The organism is uncultured Sulfitobacter sp., assembly GCF_964021855.1.
Lineage (GTDB): Bacteria > Pseudomonadota > Alphaproteobacteria > Rhodobacterales > Rhodobacteraceae > Sulfitobacter.
Genome location: NZ_CAXHZD010000001.1, coordinates 322,391 through 337,012 on the forward strand (window position 1 = coordinate 322,391; position 14,622 = coordinate 337,012).

At 54.3% G+C, this 14,622-nt stretch carries 16 protein-coding genes; 7 read left to right on the top strand and 9 right to left on the bottom strand.

Annotated elements, in window-relative coordinates; all coding sequences use genetic code 11:
- Positions 1 to 6: 6 nt before the first annotated feature.
- Positions 7 to 1,071, bottom strand: coding sequence for a heat-inducible transcriptional repressor HrcA (hrcA, locus tag AADJ11_RS01520; protein ID WP_341232795.1), 1,065 nt, complete (start codon positions 1,069 to 1,071; stop codon positions 7 to 9).
- A gap of 99 nt (positions 1,072 to 1,170) precedes the next feature.
- Here hrcA and rph point away from each other — a divergent pair, with 99 nt between their 5' ends.
- Genes rph through hemW form a run of 3 tightly spaced genes read left to right on the top strand, consistent with a single transcriptional unit; the run spans position 1,171 to position 3,642 of the window.
- Complete coding sequence (rph, locus tag AADJ11_RS01525; RefSeq protein ID WP_341232796.1) at positions 1,171 to 1,884, top strand: ribonuclease PH; 714 nt, start codon at positions 1,171 to 1,173, stop codon at positions 1,882 to 1,884.
- A complete protein-coding gene (gene rdgB / locus AADJ11_RS01530) occupies positions 1,881 to 2,492 on the top strand; it encodes an RdgB/HAM1 family non-canonical purine NTP pyrophosphatase (RefSeq protein WP_341232797.1) in 612 nt (203 codons plus the stop codon). Before rph ends, rdgB begins: the two co-directional genes overlap by 4 nt.
- On the top strand, positions 2,485 to 3,642 hold the full coding sequence (hemW, locus tag AADJ11_RS01535) for a radical SAM family heme chaperone HemW (RefSeq protein ID WP_341232798.1): 1,158 nt from the start codon (positions 2,485 to 2,487) through the stop codon (positions 3,640 to 3,642). The genes rdgB and hemW overlap by 8 nt, the downstream gene beginning before the upstream one ends.
- On the opposite strand, the gene AADJ11_RS01540 is transcribed toward hemW, so the two are convergent.
- The 7 genes from AADJ11_RS01540 to AADJ11_RS01570 form a co-directional block, all read right to left on the bottom strand.
- Entirely contained in the window at positions 3,639 to 4,526 is an 888-nt protein-coding gene (locus AADJ11_RS01540) for a ParB/RepB/Spo0J family partition protein (RefSeq protein WP_341232799.1), read from the bottom strand. The genes hemW and AADJ11_RS01540 overlap by 4 nt on opposite strands.
- A 10-nt stretch (positions 4,527 to 4,536) precedes the next feature.
- Entirely contained in the window at positions 4,537 to 5,337 is an 801-nt protein-coding gene (locus AADJ11_RS01545) for a ParA family protein (protein WP_341232800.1), read from the bottom strand.
- Positions 5,330 to 5,938 carry a 16S rRNA (guanine(527)-N(7))-methyltransferase RsmG gene (rsmG, locus tag AADJ11_RS01550; protein WP_341232801.1) on the bottom strand — a complete coding sequence of 203 codons (609 nt, stop codon included), beginning with the start codon at positions 5,936 to 5,938 and terminating at the stop codon, positions 5,330 to 5,332. The genes AADJ11_RS01545 and rsmG overlap by 8 nt, the downstream gene beginning before the upstream one ends.
- The gene (gene mnmG, locus AADJ11_RS01555; protein ID WP_341232802.1) at positions 5,935 to 7,797 is read right to left on the bottom strand and encodes a tRNA uridine-5-carboxymethylaminomethyl(34) synthesis enzyme MnmG; all 1,863 of its coding nucleotides are present in this window, start codon (positions 7,795 to 7,797) and stop codon (positions 5,935 to 5,937) included. The genes rsmG and mnmG overlap by 4 nt, the downstream gene beginning before the upstream one ends.
- 15 nt (positions 7,798 to 7,812) lie before the next feature.
- Positions 7,813 to 9,099 (bottom strand): tRNA uridine-5-carboxymethylaminomethyl(34) synthesis GTPase MnmE, encoded by a 1,287-nt coding sequence (gene mnmE, locus AADJ11_RS01560; protein WP_341232803.1) that lies wholly within the window; start codon positions 9,097 to 9,099, stop codon positions 7,813 to 7,815.
- A 30-nt stretch (positions 9,100 to 9,129) separates the two neighbouring features.
- Positions 9,130 to 10,401, bottom strand: a complete 1,272-nt coding sequence (gene rho / locus AADJ11_RS01565; protein WP_341232804.1) for a transcription termination factor Rho — start codon at positions 10,399 to 10,401, stop codon at positions 9,130 to 9,132.
- A gap of 125 nt (positions 10,402 to 10,526) precedes the next feature.
- Entirely contained in the window at positions 10,527 to 10,976 is a 450-nt protein-coding gene (locus tag AADJ11_RS01570; protein WP_341232805.1) for a CopD family protein, read from the bottom strand.
- A 402-nt stretch (positions 10,977 to 11,378) separates the two neighbouring features.
- Between AADJ11_RS01570 and AADJ11_RS01575 the strand changes: the two genes are divergently transcribed.
- From AADJ11_RS01575 to dnaQ, 4 genes are read left to right on the top strand one after another with little or no spacing between them, the layout of a single operon-like run.
- Entirely contained in the window at positions 11,379 to 11,978 is a 600-nt protein-coding gene (locus AADJ11_RS01575) for a nucleoside triphosphate pyrophosphatase (RefSeq protein ID WP_341232806.1), read from the top strand.
- Positions 11,975 to 12,808: a shikimate dehydrogenase gene (locus AADJ11_RS01580; RefSeq protein WP_341232807.1), complete on the top strand. Its 834-nt coding sequence runs from the start codon at positions 11,975 to 11,977 to the stop codon at positions 12,806 to 12,808. Before AADJ11_RS01575 ends, AADJ11_RS01580 begins: the two co-directional genes overlap by 4 nt.
- Positions 12,808 to 13,398, top strand: a complete 591-nt coding sequence (gene coaE, locus AADJ11_RS01585; protein ID WP_341232808.1) for a dephospho-CoA kinase — start codon at positions 12,808 to 12,810, stop codon at positions 13,396 to 13,398. The genes AADJ11_RS01580 and coaE overlap by 1 nt, the downstream gene beginning before the upstream one ends.
- The gene (gene dnaQ / locus AADJ11_RS01590) at positions 13,391 to 14,077 is read left to right on the top strand and encodes a DNA polymerase III subunit epsilon (RefSeq protein WP_341232809.1); all 687 of its coding nucleotides are present in this window, start codon (positions 13,391 to 13,393) and stop codon (positions 14,075 to 14,077) included. The genes coaE and dnaQ overlap by 8 nt, the downstream gene beginning before the upstream one ends.
- Here the strand turns inward: dnaQ and secB are convergent.
- The gene (gene secB, locus AADJ11_RS01595; protein ID WP_341232810.1) at positions 14,074 to 14,565 is read right to left on the bottom strand and encodes a protein-export chaperone SecB; all 492 of its coding nucleotides are present in this window, start codon (positions 14,563 to 14,565) and stop codon (positions 14,074 to 14,076) included. The genes dnaQ and secB overlap by 4 nt on opposite strands.
- Between the last annotated feature and the right edge of the window lie 57 nt (positions 14,566 to 14,622).

Consider the following 14,622-nt stretch of genomic DNA (forward strand, 5'->3'; position numbering starts at 1 on the left):
CCACCTCTAGCTGCGGTTCGAGATAAGTTTCCCAACCAGCTGCGCCGTGTAATTCACAATCGGCACGATACGTCCATAATTAAGGCGGGTGGGGCCAATCACGCCGACGGCACCAATCACCTTACGATCAGCGTTCATATAAGGGGAAACGACCAGAGAGGAACCCGAAAGTGAAAAAAGTTTGTTCTCAGAGCCAATAAAAATGCGCACACCGTCCCCACCATCGGCCAGTTCCAGAAATTCAGCGATATCCCGCTTACGTTCCAGATCATCGAACAGCTGCCGGATCAGCTCTACGTTTTCGGCCTCGCCTTCGGCGTTGATCAAATTCGAACGCCCGCGCACGATCAATCGCTCGGGGTGTTCCCCGTCATCCTGCCAGAGCGCCATCCCGCTTTCGACCAATTGCTGGGCCAGAATATCAATCTCTTGCCGACGTTCGTTGATCTGAAGCGTTATGGCGCGCTGCAGTTCGGATATTGTTTTCCCTTCAACCAACGCATTCAGGAAATTTGCAGCCTCGCGCATGCTGCTGGGGGTTTGGCCGGGTGGCGGGGTGAACAGCCGGTTTTCCACATGACCGTCCGAGAATACGAGCACAACCAAGGCTCTATCCTGCGAAAGAGAGACGAATTCGATATGTTTGATCGGTGCCTCGTGTTTCGGGGTGAGTACCAAGGATGCGCCTTGGGTGACGCCTGACAATGCAGATCCGACACGGTCCAGGATCCCGCTCACATCTGCGCCATTATCACCCATGGTCGCGTCGATTTTCTCGCGGTCGATATCCGTGGGGTCGCCGATTTCAATCATCCCGTCCACAAACATCCGCAGACCCATCTGGGTTGGAATACGGCCCGCGCTGACATGGGGGCTGCCAAGCAGGCCCATATACTCAAGGTCCTGCATCACGTTGCGGATCGTCGCGGCACTTACCTTTTCGCTGAAATCGCGGGTTAGCGTGCGCGATCCCACCGGATCACCGTTCGCCAGATATCCTTCGACAACGCGGCGAAAAACCTCGCGCGATCGATCATTCATTTCGTCTAGAACTGTAGGTATTTTTTCCATGCTGCCTTAATAGAAGGGCTATGGCCGCAAACGTCAATCGGGGTTGCATCAACACAGCGTGCGGCGTTATCCCCAATATAAATCAAAAAGGATAATCTTATGCGCCCCTCCGGTCGGAAACTTGACGAAATGCGTGCCGTGTCTGTTGAAACAGGCTTTACCAAACACGCCGAAGGCTCTGCCCTGATCAAGATGGGCGACACGCATGTCCTGTGCACCGCCACCATCGAAGATCGCGTGCCGCCGTTTATCAAAGGGTCCGGTCTGGGTTGGGTCACCGCCGAATACGGCATGTTGCCCCGCGCCACGAACACCCGGATGCGTCGGGAATCCGCGATGGGCAAGCAGGGCGGACGTACCGTTGAAATCCAGCGACTGATCGGCCGCGCCCTGCGCGCCGGTGTTGATCGCAGCGCCTTGGGCGAACGTCAGATCACCATCGATTGCGATGTATTGCAGGCCGATGGCGGCACGCGCTGTGCGTCCATCACGGGTGGTTGGATCGCGTTGAAACTGGCGGTGAACAAGCTGATGAAAGCCGGCGATGTGACCAGCGATCCGTTGGTTGATCCGGTCGCGGCGATCAGCTGCGGTATCTACGCCGGTCAGCCAGTGCTTGATCTCGACTACCCCGAGGATTCAGAGGCCGGCGTTGATGGCAACTTTATCATGACCAGCACCGGCCGTTTGATCGAAATTCAGATGAGCGCCGAGGGATCGACCTATTCCCGCGAACAGATGAACCAGTTGATGGACCTTGCTGAAAAAGGTGTGACGGAACTGGTTAACATTCAAAAAGAAGCCACCGCATGACACGCAAATTCACCGGCGATCAAATCCTGATCGCCACCCATAACGCAGGCAAGCTTGAGGAAATGGCCGAACTCTTCGCCCCTTTCGGTGTGCGCGTTGTGGGTGCCGCCGAGATGAACCTGGCCGAGCCGGAAGAAACTGAAGACAATTTTATCGGTAATGCCCGGATCAAGGCCGTTGCCGCGGTAAAGGCCACCGGCCTGCCCGCGTTGGCTGACGATTCAGGGATCGAGGTTGAGGCATTGGACGGTGCCCCCGGCGTTTATACCGCTGATTGGTCCGAAACCCCCAATGGCCGCGATTTCGTGATGGCGATGACGAAAACCCATAACCTGCTGGAAGAGAAAAACGCTCCTCACCCCCGCCGCGCCCGCTTTTGCGCGACGTTGGTGCTGGCATGGCCCGACGGTCACGAAGAGATATTCGAAGGTCGCGTCAACGGCACCTTGGTTTGGCCCATGCGTGGCAACATCGGCCACGGCTATGACCCTATGTTCCAGCCAGACGGCTATGTTCAGACATTCGCCGAAATGCCCCATGACGAGAAGAACAAGATCAGCCACCGTGCAGATGCGTTCACCAAACTGACCTCCGCCTGTTTTGACTGAAGACTGGCGTCAGGGCGGTTTCGGCCTCTACATACATTGGCCCTTTTGCGAGGCTAAATGCCCGTATTGTGACTTTAACAGCCATGTTAGTCGCACAATTGATCAACGCGCGTGGCGCGATGCCTATTTGCGAGAGCTTGAACGCGGCGCTGCCGAAACCAAGGGCCGCGTGCTGAATGCGGTGTTTTTTGGCGGTGGCACCCCCAGCCTGATGGACCCCGAAATCGTCGCGGATGTCATCGCAGCCATCTATCGGCTGTGGCCTGTCGCAAATGACATGGAAATCACCCTAGAAGCCAATCCGGGCTCGGTCGAAGCCGGACGTTTCAAGGGATTTCGTGACGCTGGCGTAAATCGCGTGTCGATGGGCATACAAGCGTTGAACGACACGGATCTAAAACGCCTTGGCCGTATTCATACAGCGACCGAGGCGATGACGGCATTCGATATCGCCCGCTCGACCTTTGACCGGGTCAGTTTCGATCTGATCTATGGCCGTCAAAACCAAACTCTTCCTGAGTGGCGGGCCGAGCTAAAACAGGCACTATCGCTGGCGATAGACCATATTTCTCTCTATCAGCTGACCATCGAACAAGGCACCGCTTTTGGCGATCGCTATGCAATTGGCAAGCTGCGCGGACTGCCTGACGATGATCTGGGCGCCGACATGTACAGCGCCACGCAAGAGATTTGCGATGAAATGGAAATGCCATCTTACGAGGTGTCAAATCACGCGCGTGACGGCGCGCAATCGCGGCACAACCTGATTTATTGGCGCTACGGCGATTACCTTGGCATCGGCCCCGGCGCCCATGGTCGGTTAACGCAGAACGGCACACGGTTTGCCACCGAATGCTTCAGCAACCCGCAGCGCTGGCTTGATGCATCTGCCACTGGCAGAACCGAAAAGCCACGCGAGCCCCTCGCCCCCGCAGATCAGGCCAGTGAATTTTTGATGATGGGCTTGCGCTTGAAAGAAGGCGTTGATCTGAAACGCTACACCACTCTGGCCGGTGCACCTCTCTCGAAGAAAAAGATCATCCGGATGCAAGACATCGGGATGATCAATTTGGTAGGCGACCAGTTAAGCGTTACAAACCAAGGATTTATGGTGCTCAACGCGATCTTGGCAGAGTTGCTGTCAGACTAGCTGCCCGAGATCAACCGGCACAGCTCGTCCAGCTCGTCCATTGTTTTATAGCTGAGTATCATTTGGCCAGATTCCTGACCCGGCTTGTGGTTCAGCGTCACTTTAATGCCCAGACTGGCCGTTAGATCACCCTCAAGCGCGCGTGTATCCGCGTCTTTCTCGGCAATCGATTTAGGGGCTTTCTTCTCGGCCGCGTCGGCGCCGCCAGCTTGATCTTTTTTAACCAAGGCCTCCGCCGCGCGAACAGACAGGCCACCGGCGATGATCTGCTTTGCCAGCTTTACGGGGTCATCAGCCGGCACCAGCGTTCTGGCGTGGCCCGCCGTCAGATCACCAACGCGCACCATCTCCAACACGCTTTCGGGCAGGTTCAAAAGACGCAGCAAGTTCGCGATATGGCTCCGGCTTTTACCAAGCGCTTCAGCCATTTTTTCTTGGGTGTGGCCGAACTTATCCATCAACTGACGATAGCCCGCCGCCTCCTCGATCGAGTTCAGATCGGCGCGTTGAATGTTCTCGATAATCGCGACCTCAAGGACCTCAACATCGGTAAATTCACGAACAATAACAGGGAGTTCATGCAGCTTGGCCATTTGCGACGCGCGCCAGCGACGCTCCCCCGCAACGATCTCGAACGTGCCGTCCGCGCGTTGGCGAACGATCAGGGGCTGGATAACGCCCTTCTCCTTGATCGAATTCGCCAGATCCTCCAAATCCTGAGGATCAAACCGTTTTCTCGGCTGCTCAGGGTTGGGGGAAATCTGCTCAATCGGAACAAAGCGTTCGGCCGCGCCTTCGGATGCGACTGTTTGGGTTTCCGCCACATCCGCCATCAAAGCCGAAAGGCCACGCCCCAGCCCGCGCCGTTTTTCTCTGTCTGCCATTGTTGTGCCCCTAGACTACGCCATTAACCAAAATTTCTTCCGCCAGATCGCGGTAGGCTTTCGCGCCTTTTGAACCGCTATCGTAGCTGAGCACCGGCATTGCAAAACTCGGTGCTTCGCTCACGCGGACATTTCGCGGGATCACTGTTTTGTACACCAGCTCCCCCAAATTCGCGCGCGCATCTTCCTCAACCTGCTGAGACAGATTGTTCCGCCGATCATACATTGTCAGAACAACCCCTTCAATCCGAAGGTCCTTGTTCCCGCTTTGCCGGACTTCTCTGATGGTTAACATCAGCTGGGAAAGCCCCTCCAACGCGAAAAACTCGCTTTGCAGCGGGACCAAGACCGAATGCGCGGCGATCATTGCGTTTACCGTCAAAAGGTTAAGCGACGGTGGACAATCGATCAGAATATAGTCGAACGCATAGCTGTCCATCTGTGTCTGCCGCAACGCATCGTGCAAAAGAAAGCTGCGCTTTTCGTTCGAGATCAGCTCCAGATCGGCAGAGCTGAGATCCACCGTCGCTGGCACGATGTGCAGGCCAGGTGTTTCCGTCTTCAATACCACCTTATCCAAGGCAATATCTTCGAGAAGAAGCTCATATGTTGTGTATTCACGATCTTCGACATCAATACCTAGTCCGGTAGACGCATTTCCTTGGGGGTCAAGATCAACCACCAAAACCCGCATATCCCGTTCAGCAAGGGCAGCAGCAAGGTTAATTGTCGTTGTCGTTTTACCCACGCCGCCCTTCTGATTTGCCACCGCAATAATCTTGGGGCCCACAGGGCGCGATGGATCAGACATGAGATATATCCTTAATTCTAAGTATCGCCGCAGCGGGGTTTGTTAAGCTCGGAATGGGCTCGCAAGTATAGTGCCATGAGGTCTTTGCGTCAGCATCTTCGGCTTTCCAGTTCTCGCCCTTTGGAAACAAAGCAATACCATCATTGCTTAGGTGCAGATCAGCGTATTCAAGGAGCTTAGACAAGTCCGAAAGCGCCCGGGCAGACAAAATATCTGCTTCAAGCCCCGGAATTTCCTCAATCCGCCTATTAAGAACTTCGCCTTTCAGTCCCAGCTCTCGGACAGCAGTGCGCAAGAAAACACACTTGCGCTGATCGCTTTCTACCATGGTGAATTTTGTATCGCGCCCATCCTGTTTGGACAGGATCGCAAGAACGATTGCGGGAAAACCACCGCCGCTTCCCAAATCAACCCAGTGATCTGCTTCCGGAGCATGACGATACAGCTGCACTGAGTCGTTGATGTGACGCTCCCAAATATGGGTAACGCTTGGCTTTGAAATCAGGTTGATCTTGGTGGTCCACCTCTCAACCAGCCCTGCGAACTGCGAAAGCTGCTCGAATGTTTCACGTGAAACATCTTCCCCTTCAAATGCGCTCACGCCGACTTCTTTCTGCTTCCACGCTTTAAGTGCGATAGTATCAAGGTCAACGCCGCCGGTGTCATACCATCAATCCGCGCTGCTTGTGCTAGGTTTGTAGGTGCTGTTTTTTCTAACTTTGATGTCAATTCATTCGAAAGCCCATCGATGACCCGATAGTCGAAATCTGATGGAATAACATGGGCTTCATCCTTTTGAAGCAGGTCGATATCCCGCTGTTGGCGCGCGATATAATTGGCATAAAGCGCATCACGTTCCACCTGCCTGCGGATATCATCCGCCACATCCGCAAGCGCTGGGTTCAACACAATCAGATCTTCAAAAACAACATCTGGGAACGCGAGCAACTGGAACCCGGTCCGCTTGGTACCGTCTTGGTTAATCTTAATCCCTGCCTCGGAAATCTCCTTGGGCGTCCATTCGGACCCAAGAAGCGTCCGCATAGCGTCGTCCATGCGACCCATCTTATCTGCAAAAATCTCTGCGCGCGCCGCCGAGACACAACCGAGGTGCATTGCAAGTGGCGTCAAGCGTTGATCGGCATTGTCGGCGCGCAGGGAAAGCCGGAACTCCGCCCGCGAGGTGAACATCCGATAGGGTTCTGTTACGCCCCGTGTCGTGAGGTCATCAATCATCACGCCTATATAGCTTTGCGCACGGCTAAAAATTACCGGGTCTTTGCCTTGGGCCTCAAGCGCGGCGTTGAGCCCGGCAACAAGTCCTTGGGCGGCTGCTTCTTCATACCCCGTCGTACCGTTAATTTGACCAGCAAGGTAAAGACCTGGAACGCTGCGCACCTTTAGCGTCAGGTCCAGCGCGCGCGGATCGACATAGTCATATTCAATCGCATAGCCCGGCTGAAGAATTTCGACATTCTCTAGGCCCGCCATAGACCGCACATACTCAAGCTGCACGTCTTCCGGCAAAGAGGTCGAGATTCCGTTTGGATAGATCGTGTGGTCATCAACGCCTTCAGGCTCAAGAAAAACCTGATGGGAGGTCTTGTCGGCGAAACGCACGACTTTATCCTCGATCGACGGGCAGTACCGCGGGCCGACGCCTTCGATATGGCCACCGTACATGGCAGATCGTTCAAGATTGCGCTTGATAATCTCGTGCGTTTTCTCGTTCGTATGTGTGATCCCGCAAGATATCTGCTTGGCTGATATACCCTTGGACATAAACGAGAAAACGACGGGCTCATCATCGCCGGGTTGCATTTCCAGATTGGTCCAGTCAATTGTGCGACCATCCAAACGCGGCGGCGTACCGGTCTTTAACCGACCCAATGGAAGGTTGAAGGAATCGATGCGGTTCGCCAAATCAACCGACGCTTTATCACCCATCCGCCCACCGGAGCGGGACACATCACCGATATGGATGACGCCACGCAAGAAAGTGCCCGTCGTTAGAATGACGGAGTTTGATCGGATCGACGTTCCATCGGCCAGAATAGCACCGCAAACCCTGCCCTCTTCGACGATGAAATCAACGACCTCGCCTTCGACAATCTCAAGGTTTTCGCGTTTCTCAGTCTCAGCCAGCATTTCAGTCCGGTAGATTCCCCGGTCGGCCTGGGCGCGCGGACCCTGGACTGCGGGCCCTTTACGTCGGTTAAGCAGCCGGAACTGTATTCCCGCCTTGTCAGCGACGCGCCCCATTACGCCGTCCATCGCATCGATTTCGCGTACAAGATGCCCTTTGCCCAAGCCACCAATTGCGGGATTACATGACATCACGCCGATGCCATCCCGTGACATCGTGATCAATGCGGTCGACGCACCCATGCGCGCCGACGCATGTGCTGCTTCGGCACCGGCATGCCCGCCGCCAATAACGATGACTTCAAAATGTTTCACGTGAAACACTCCAATCTATTTACCCAAGCAAAAGCTGGCGAATATGACGTCCAGCAGGTTTTCAACGTCGATACGGCCGACCAATGCTTCGAGCGCACGAATCGAATGCCGCAACTCTTCTGCCGCTATATCATATTGATCCGGCCCTTGATCCAGAACTGACATCGCGAATGCTAACCCATCAGCGGCTTTCTGCAAGGCCACTCGATGACGTTCATGAGTGGCAAGCCCAGCCGTCAAGCTGCGCGTAGTCAGAACCGATTGAACCTGCGCGATCAGATCGGAAACGCCCTGACCAGTTGCACCTGAGATAGAACCCGATGGGTCGCCGCGCAAGTCCGCCTTGGGTAAAAGGCGAATATCATCCGGCTTTGCCTCAACAGGAAGGTCTTCGCCCTCTTCTACCAGAAAAACACGCAGGTCTGCGGCCGCTGCGCGGGACAAAGCACGGTCAATCCCAATCGCCTCGACCTCATCAGCGCCTTCCCTCAGGCCAGCGGTATCCAGTAAAGTCACCGGAAGGCCGCCCATATCCATACGGACCTCGATCACGTCGCGGGTTGTGCCGGCGATTGAAGACGTAATTGCTGCGTCCCGACCCGCCAACGCATTCAAAAGCGTGGACTTTCCGGCGTTTGGTTTGCCGATAATAGCGACCTCAAACCCGGTGCGAATGCGTTCTGCCGTGTGGGTGCCTTGGATTTCTTTCAGCAGATCATCGTCGACCGACTTCAGCAGCTCGCGGACTTCGCCGGAAACATCTACCGGAACGTCTTCATCCGCAAAATCGATGGTGACTTCCAACAATGCCGCCGCGCGGATCAGCTTTTCGCGCCATTCGTCGACGCGCTGACCCAGATGGCCCGACAAAACGCGAAGCGCTTGTTTACGCTGAGCTTCGGTTTCGGCCTCGATCAGATCGCCAAGACCTTCGACTTGGGTCAGATCAAGCTTGCCGTTTTCCATCGCGCGCCGGGTAAATTCGCCAGGTTCGGCCAACCGCGTATCGGGGAAGGTTGAGAGAAGTTCGAGAACCGCCTTCACCACAGCGATGCTGCCGTGCAGATGCAGCTCGACCACGTCTTCGCCGGTAAAGCTGCTTGGCCCCTTGAACGCCAAGACCAAAGCACTGTCGATGGTTCCGCCGTTCAGATCAATAATTGGTCGCACCGCTGCGTGACGAATATCAGGCAGCGGGGCCGCTATTTTCGTTGCAATATCAAACGCTAGAGGACCAGAGATACGAATAACGCAAACCCCAGCACGCCCTTGCGCTGTAGCCTGAGCAAAAATCGTATCCATTGGTCTAACCCACTGTTATAATTTAATAACTTAGGTGTTCATCGAGTCGAAGAAGTCTGAATTCGTCTTGGTCTGCTTGAGCTTGCCAATCAGGAATTCAATCGCATCTGTTGTGCCCATTGGGTTCAGAATGCGGCGCAGGACAAAGGTTTTCTGCAGATCGATCTTATCAACCAACAGATCCTCTTTGCGCGTACCGGATTTGAGAATGTCGATCGCTGGGAACACACGTTTGTCGGCAATCTTGCGATCCAGAACGATTTCAGAGTTACCCGTACCTTTGAATTCTTCAAAGATAACCTCGTCCATGCGGCTGCCCGTATCGATCAGCGCGGTCGCGATGATGGTCAGCGATCCGCCCTCTTCGATGTTACGCGCGGCACCAAAGAAACGCTTGGGGCGCTGCAAAGCGTTGGCGTCAACACCACCGGTCAGAACCTTGCCCGACGATGGCACAACGGTGTTAAACGCGCGGCCCAGACGGGTGATCGAATCGAGCAGAATGACAACGTCACGCTTGTGTTCGACCAGACGCTTGGCCTTTTCGATAACCATTTCAGACACCGCAACGTGACGGGTAGCGGGTTCGTCGAAGGTCGACGAAACAACCTCGCCCTTAACCGAACGCTGCATGTCGGTAACTTCTTCGGGACGTTCATCGATCAGCAAGACGATCAAGTAACATTCCGGGTGGTTTTTTTCGATAGAATTGGCAATGTTCTGAAGAAGAACGGTTTTACCGGTGCGCGGCGGGGCAACGATCAGGCAACGCTGGCCTTTACCGATGGGCGAAACCAGATCGATAATGCGGGCTGAGCGGTCTTTGACGGTCGGATCTTCGACTTCCATCGTCAGACGCTCATCCGGATAAAGCGGCGTCAGGTTTTCAAATGCAACCTTGTGACGGGCCTTTTCAGGCTCTTCAAAGTTAATTTTGGTGACTTCGGTCAGGGCGAAATAACGCTCTGTATCGTCGGGCGCCTTGATCAACCCTTCGATTGTGTCACCGGTGCGCAGCGAATGCTGGCGGATCATTTCAGGTGAAACGTAAATATCATCTGGGCCCGGCAGATAGTTTGCCTCGGGCGAGCGCAAAAATCCAAAGCCGTCTTGCAGTACTTCCAACACACCGTCGCCCGAGATTTCCCAGCCTTCATCCGCGCGTTCGCGCAGGATCTGGAACATCATCTCGCCTTTGCGCATGGTCGACGCGTTTTCGATCTCAAGCTCTTCGGCCATCGCCAAGAGGTTCTTGGGGGTCTGCGCCTTAAGATCAGCGAGGTTCAGCGTTTCGGTTGTCATGGAAATATCCTGTACCGGCCCAATAAAATCAGGCGGGTCGTATCGTTAAATTTGGCAGACGGATGCGATCCCAGAACTGGGTGCGAGGCGATACATAGTCAGATACGGGGCTTTCGTCAATCCGCTTAGAATTTCACGACCACGGACAGGACGATGATGATCATTAAAACTGTCGGGACTTCGTTCATCATCCGGTATTGTTTGCCGGTTAGGGTGTTCTGACCGTCAGCGAACCCTTTGACCCGCGCGTACAGCCATTCATGGAAGCCTGTCATTGCGATCACGGCACCTGCCTTGGTCCAGGGCCATATCATCGACCAATCGACGATACCAGGCGTAAAAACCAGAGATAGGCCAAAGATCCACGTGGCAATCATTGCCGGGCGCATGATCACATTCGCCAGCTTAAACTCCATCATGGTGAAAAGCTCGTGCGTCTCTCCCGCCAGCCCAACGCGTTCGGTGTGATGCACCAACAAGCGCGGAAGATAGAACAGCGCAGCCATCCACGAGATGACCGCCATAATATGGATCGCCTTTGTCCAAGGGTACGCGAGGGCTAGAAGATCAAACATATCACACTCCGTTCATTACTCTCTTTCTAATATAAATAAGAAAAGAAGAAAGATGATGATGTAAGTAGGGAGCGTGATTTCTGTGGATTATCGAGATATACTAGGGTTTATCCACTTGTTAACTTTTCAATAAGGTTAGGGCTAACAAAAAGACATGAACAAATAAAACTTATTTTATACAATAGTTTAAAAGATTATTCTCTAGCAGAGACCCTGTACAAAACTGTGGATAATCCAACGGCAAAGTGAAACCACCCACTTGCCAAGTTATCCTTATCCCACCCCGCATAAAATTGAATAGACGGGTTGGAAATCTAAGATATCCGGCAGCGGTGTACTGTCTCTCGTATTCTCAGGGATAAGTCCCTAAAAACTCCTAAACATCGCACACAGGTTATCCACATGGTTCAAACACTCATCCTTGCCTCGGGGTCGTCGATCCGGGCGCAGTTGCTGACGCAGGCAAATATTCCACATCAGGTGAATGTTGCACGCATAGATGAAGAAATGATCAAGGCGGCCATGCTGTCCGAAGGGGCACCGCCCCGCGATATTGCCGATACCCTGGCCGAGATGAAAGCGCGCAGGGTCAGTGACAAAACCCCCGGCGCCTTGGTTTTGGGCTGCGATCAGGTTCTTGATCATCGTGGCACGTTGCTGTCGAAACCCAAAACCCCGCAAGATGCGATTGATCAACTGACCAGCCTGCGCGGGGATCGGCATAGTTTGCTGTCTGCTGCCGTTATTGTTGAGGACGGTAAACCGATTTGGCGCCATGTTGGTCAGGTGCGTTTGCGCATGCGCGATGTGTCAGACAGCTATCTTGCCGATTATGTTGATCGCAACTGGGATAGCATCCAGCACGCCGTTGGATCATACAAACTGGAAGAAGAAGGTGTTCGCTTGTTCAGCGGGATTGAAGGGGATTACTTTAATGTCCTAGGATTGCCGCTGATCGAGCTTATTAACTATTTAACGATCCGAGGGGACCTGCCCGTATGAGTTTGCCAAAAATACCGCTCGCTGCCGTGATAGGATCGCCAATCGCGCATTCAAAATCGCCCCAAATTCACGGGCATTGGCTGGAAACGATGGGCCTTCAGGGGGCCTATATCCCGATGGATGTCTTGCCAAAGGATCTGGAACAGGTGCTGCGGACCATGCCCAAGATGGGCTTTGTCGGCGCAAACATCACCGTCCCGCATAAAGAGGCGGTGATGAACATCGTCGATACCGTAACGGATCGCGCCGCATTGATCGGTGCGGTAAATATGCTGGTCTTTTGCGATGATGGTAAAATTCTAGGCGATAATACAGATGGTTACGGGTTTCTGGAAAACCTGAAAAACGGTGCGCCGAATTGGGTGCCCAGCGATGGCCCGGCCGCAATCTTTGGCGCGGGGGGGGCTGCACGCGCGGTTATTTCGTCGCTGCTGGATGCAGGTGTACCCGAGATTTTGCTATCCAACCGGACCCGTGTGCGGGCCGAGAACCTTCAATCCGTATTTGGCGCCCGCGTCACCGTTTATGACTGGACCCAAGCCGGCAATATGCTTGAGGATGCAGCGCTGTTGGTGAATACGACCTCGCTTGGGATGTTGGGCAAATCCGATCTGCGCGTGCCGCTGGATGGTTTGCGCGCGCGGACGGTTGTGACCGATCTGGTTTATAACCCGCTCAAGACCAAATTGCTGGAAACTGCCGAAGGGGTCGGCTGTGTCACCGTTGACGGGCTTGGTATGCTTTTACATCAGGCGGTTCCCGCATTTGAACGCTGGTTCGGCACCCGCCCTGTGGTGGATAACGCCACCCGTCTGGCGGCGCTGCGCTGATGTTCTTGCTGGGGCTGACAGGGTCAATTGGCATGGGCAAATCGACAACCGCTGCCATGTTCGCCGATGCCGGATGTGCGGTCTGGGATGCAGATGCCGCTGTTCACCGTCTTTATGCCAAGGGCGGTGCCGCCGTGCCCGCATTTATGGAGGTCTTTCCAGAAGCCGTGATTGATGGCGAAGTATCGCGTCCTGCGCTTAAGACAATTATCGCCAACGACCCAACAGCGCTGAAAAAGATCGAAGCAATCGTGCATCCGCTGGTTGGTCAGGACCGGGCCGCCTTTCTGAAGAACGCGAGCTCTGATATTGTCGTTCTCGATATTCCGCTGATCTTTGAAACCGGCGGTAATAAACGCATGGATGCGGTTGCTTGCGTCACCGTTTCCGCGGAAACACAGCAGGAACGCGTTATGGCACGGGGCACGATGACGTTAGAACAGTTCGAAAATATACGGTCCAAACAGATGCCAAATGATGAAAAATGTGCGCTGTCCGATTATGTGATCGAAACGGACACGTTGGAACACGCCCGCGCCCAAGTATTGGCCATCATTGACGATATCAAAGGAAAATTAACCCATGCGTGAGATCGTTCTTGATACGGAAACCACCGGTTTTGATCCCGAAAGCGGCGATCGCATTGTCGAGATCGGTGCGGTTGAGCTGATGGGCCACGTGGCGACTGGCGAAACCTATCACCAATACATCAACCCGGAACGCAGCATGCCGGACGAGGCATTTCAGGTGCACGGGCTTGGCGATGAATTTTTACGCGATAAGCCCAAGTTTGCGCATATCGGGCAGAAGTTCCTTGATTTCATCGGTGATTCCAAGCTGATCATCCACAACGCGGCATTCGACATCAAGTTTTTGAACGCTGAACTAAGATGGATGAACCTGCCGCAGATCCCTTGGGAACAAGCACTCGATACGCTGGCCATTGCCCGCAAACGGTTCCCCGGCTCGCCCGCATCGCTGGATGCGCTGTGCCGCCGCTTTGGGATCGACAACACCTCGCGCACGCTGCACGGCGCTTTGCTGGATAGTGAAATTCTGGCCGAAGTGTATCTGGAGCTCATCGGCGGGCGCCAACCTGACTTTGGTCTGTCCACCAAGCCAGAGCGTAAAGCCGGTGATGTTTCACAAGAATGGACGCCAAAGCCGCGGCCCAATCCCCTGCCCTCGCGGATATCGCAGGACGAGGCCGCCGCCCATGCTGAGTTTGTCAGCAAGCTGGGCGACGGCGCGCTTTGGAAGACGCTTTAGGCGTCGGCTTTTGGTGGGTTTTCTGCCTGACGGCGGGCGATTTCATTGCGGTAAAGTGCAACAAAATCAATGTTTTCCAGGTTCAGCGGTGGGAAGCCACCATCGCGTGTGACATCGCTGACAACGCGGCGCAGGAACGGGAAAATCATCCGCGGGCATTCGATCAACAAGAACGGGTGAATCTGGTCTTCTGGCACGTTTTCAATGTGGAAAATGCCGACATAATCGATTTCAAGCAAGAACAGCATCGCGTCGCCGTCTTTGGCTTTTGATGTCACTTTCAGCTTGATCGCGGATTCATATTGGTTGTCGGCGGCACGCTTTTTCGCATCCAGATTTACCTGAACCTGCACGTCGGGCTGCACATCGGTTGGTGCGCCTTTTTGGGCCATAATATTCTCGAACGACATGTCGCGAATAAACTGACCCAGAATGCGCATTTGCGGCTGGGCTGCTTGTGTTGGTTGTGGTGCTGCTTCTTCAGCCATGTTGCGGGCTCCTTGAGGGTAAAAAATGCGTTTGGCTGGCTTTATCAGACCTCGGGG

Excerpts from the sequence above, each read along its gene's own strand:
- secB (WP_341232810.1), bottom strand. The coding sequence starts at position 14,565 with ATGGCTGAAGAAGCAGCACCACAACCAACACAAGCAGCCCAGCCGCAA.
- AADJ11_RS01540 (WP_341232799.1), bottom strand. The coding sequence starts at position 4,526 with ATGGCAGACAGAGAAAAACGGCGCGGGCTGGGGCGTGGCCTTTCGGCT.
- AADJ11_RS01570 (WP_341232805.1), bottom strand. The coding sequence starts at position 10,976 with ATGTTTGATCTTCTAGCCCTCGCGTACCCTTGGACAAAGGCGATCCAT.
- rph (WP_341232796.1), top strand. The coding sequence starts at position 1,171 with ATGCGCCCCTCCGGTCGGAAACTTGACGAAATGCGTGCCGTGTCTGTT.
- dnaQ (WP_341232809.1), top strand. The coding sequence starts at position 13,391 with ATGCGTGAGATCGTTCTTGATACGGAAACCACCGGTTTTGATCCCGAA.
- coaE (WP_341232808.1), top strand. The coding sequence starts at position 12,808 with ATGTTCTTGCTGGGGCTGACAGGGTCAATTGGCATGGGCAAATCGACA.
- mnmE (WP_341232803.1), bottom strand. The coding sequence starts at position 9,099 with ATGGATACGATTTTTGCTCAGGCTACAGCGCAAGGGCGTGCTGGGGTT.
- AADJ11_RS01580 (WP_341232807.1), top strand. The coding sequence starts at position 11,975 with ATGAGTTTGCCAAAAATACCGCTCGCTGCCGTGATAGGATCGCCAATC.
- AADJ11_RS01575 (WP_341232806.1), top strand. The coding sequence starts at position 11,379 with ATGGTTCAAACACTCATCCTTGCCTCGGGGTCGTCGATCCGGGCGCAG.
- rdgB (WP_341232797.1), top strand. The coding sequence starts at position 1,881 with ATGACACGCAAATTCACCGGCGATCAAATCCTGATCGCCACCCATAAC.
- hrcA (WP_341232795.1), bottom strand. The coding sequence starts at position 1,071 with ATGGAAAAAATACCTACAGTTCTAGACGAAATGAATGATCGATCGCGC.
- rho (WP_341232804.1), bottom strand. The coding sequence starts at position 10,401 with ATGACAACCGAAACGCTGAACCTCGCTGATCTTAAGGCGCAGACCCCC.
- AADJ11_RS01545 (WP_341232800.1), bottom strand. The coding sequence starts at position 5,337 with ATGTCTGATCCATCGCGCCCTGTGGGCCCCAAGATTATTGCGGTGGCA.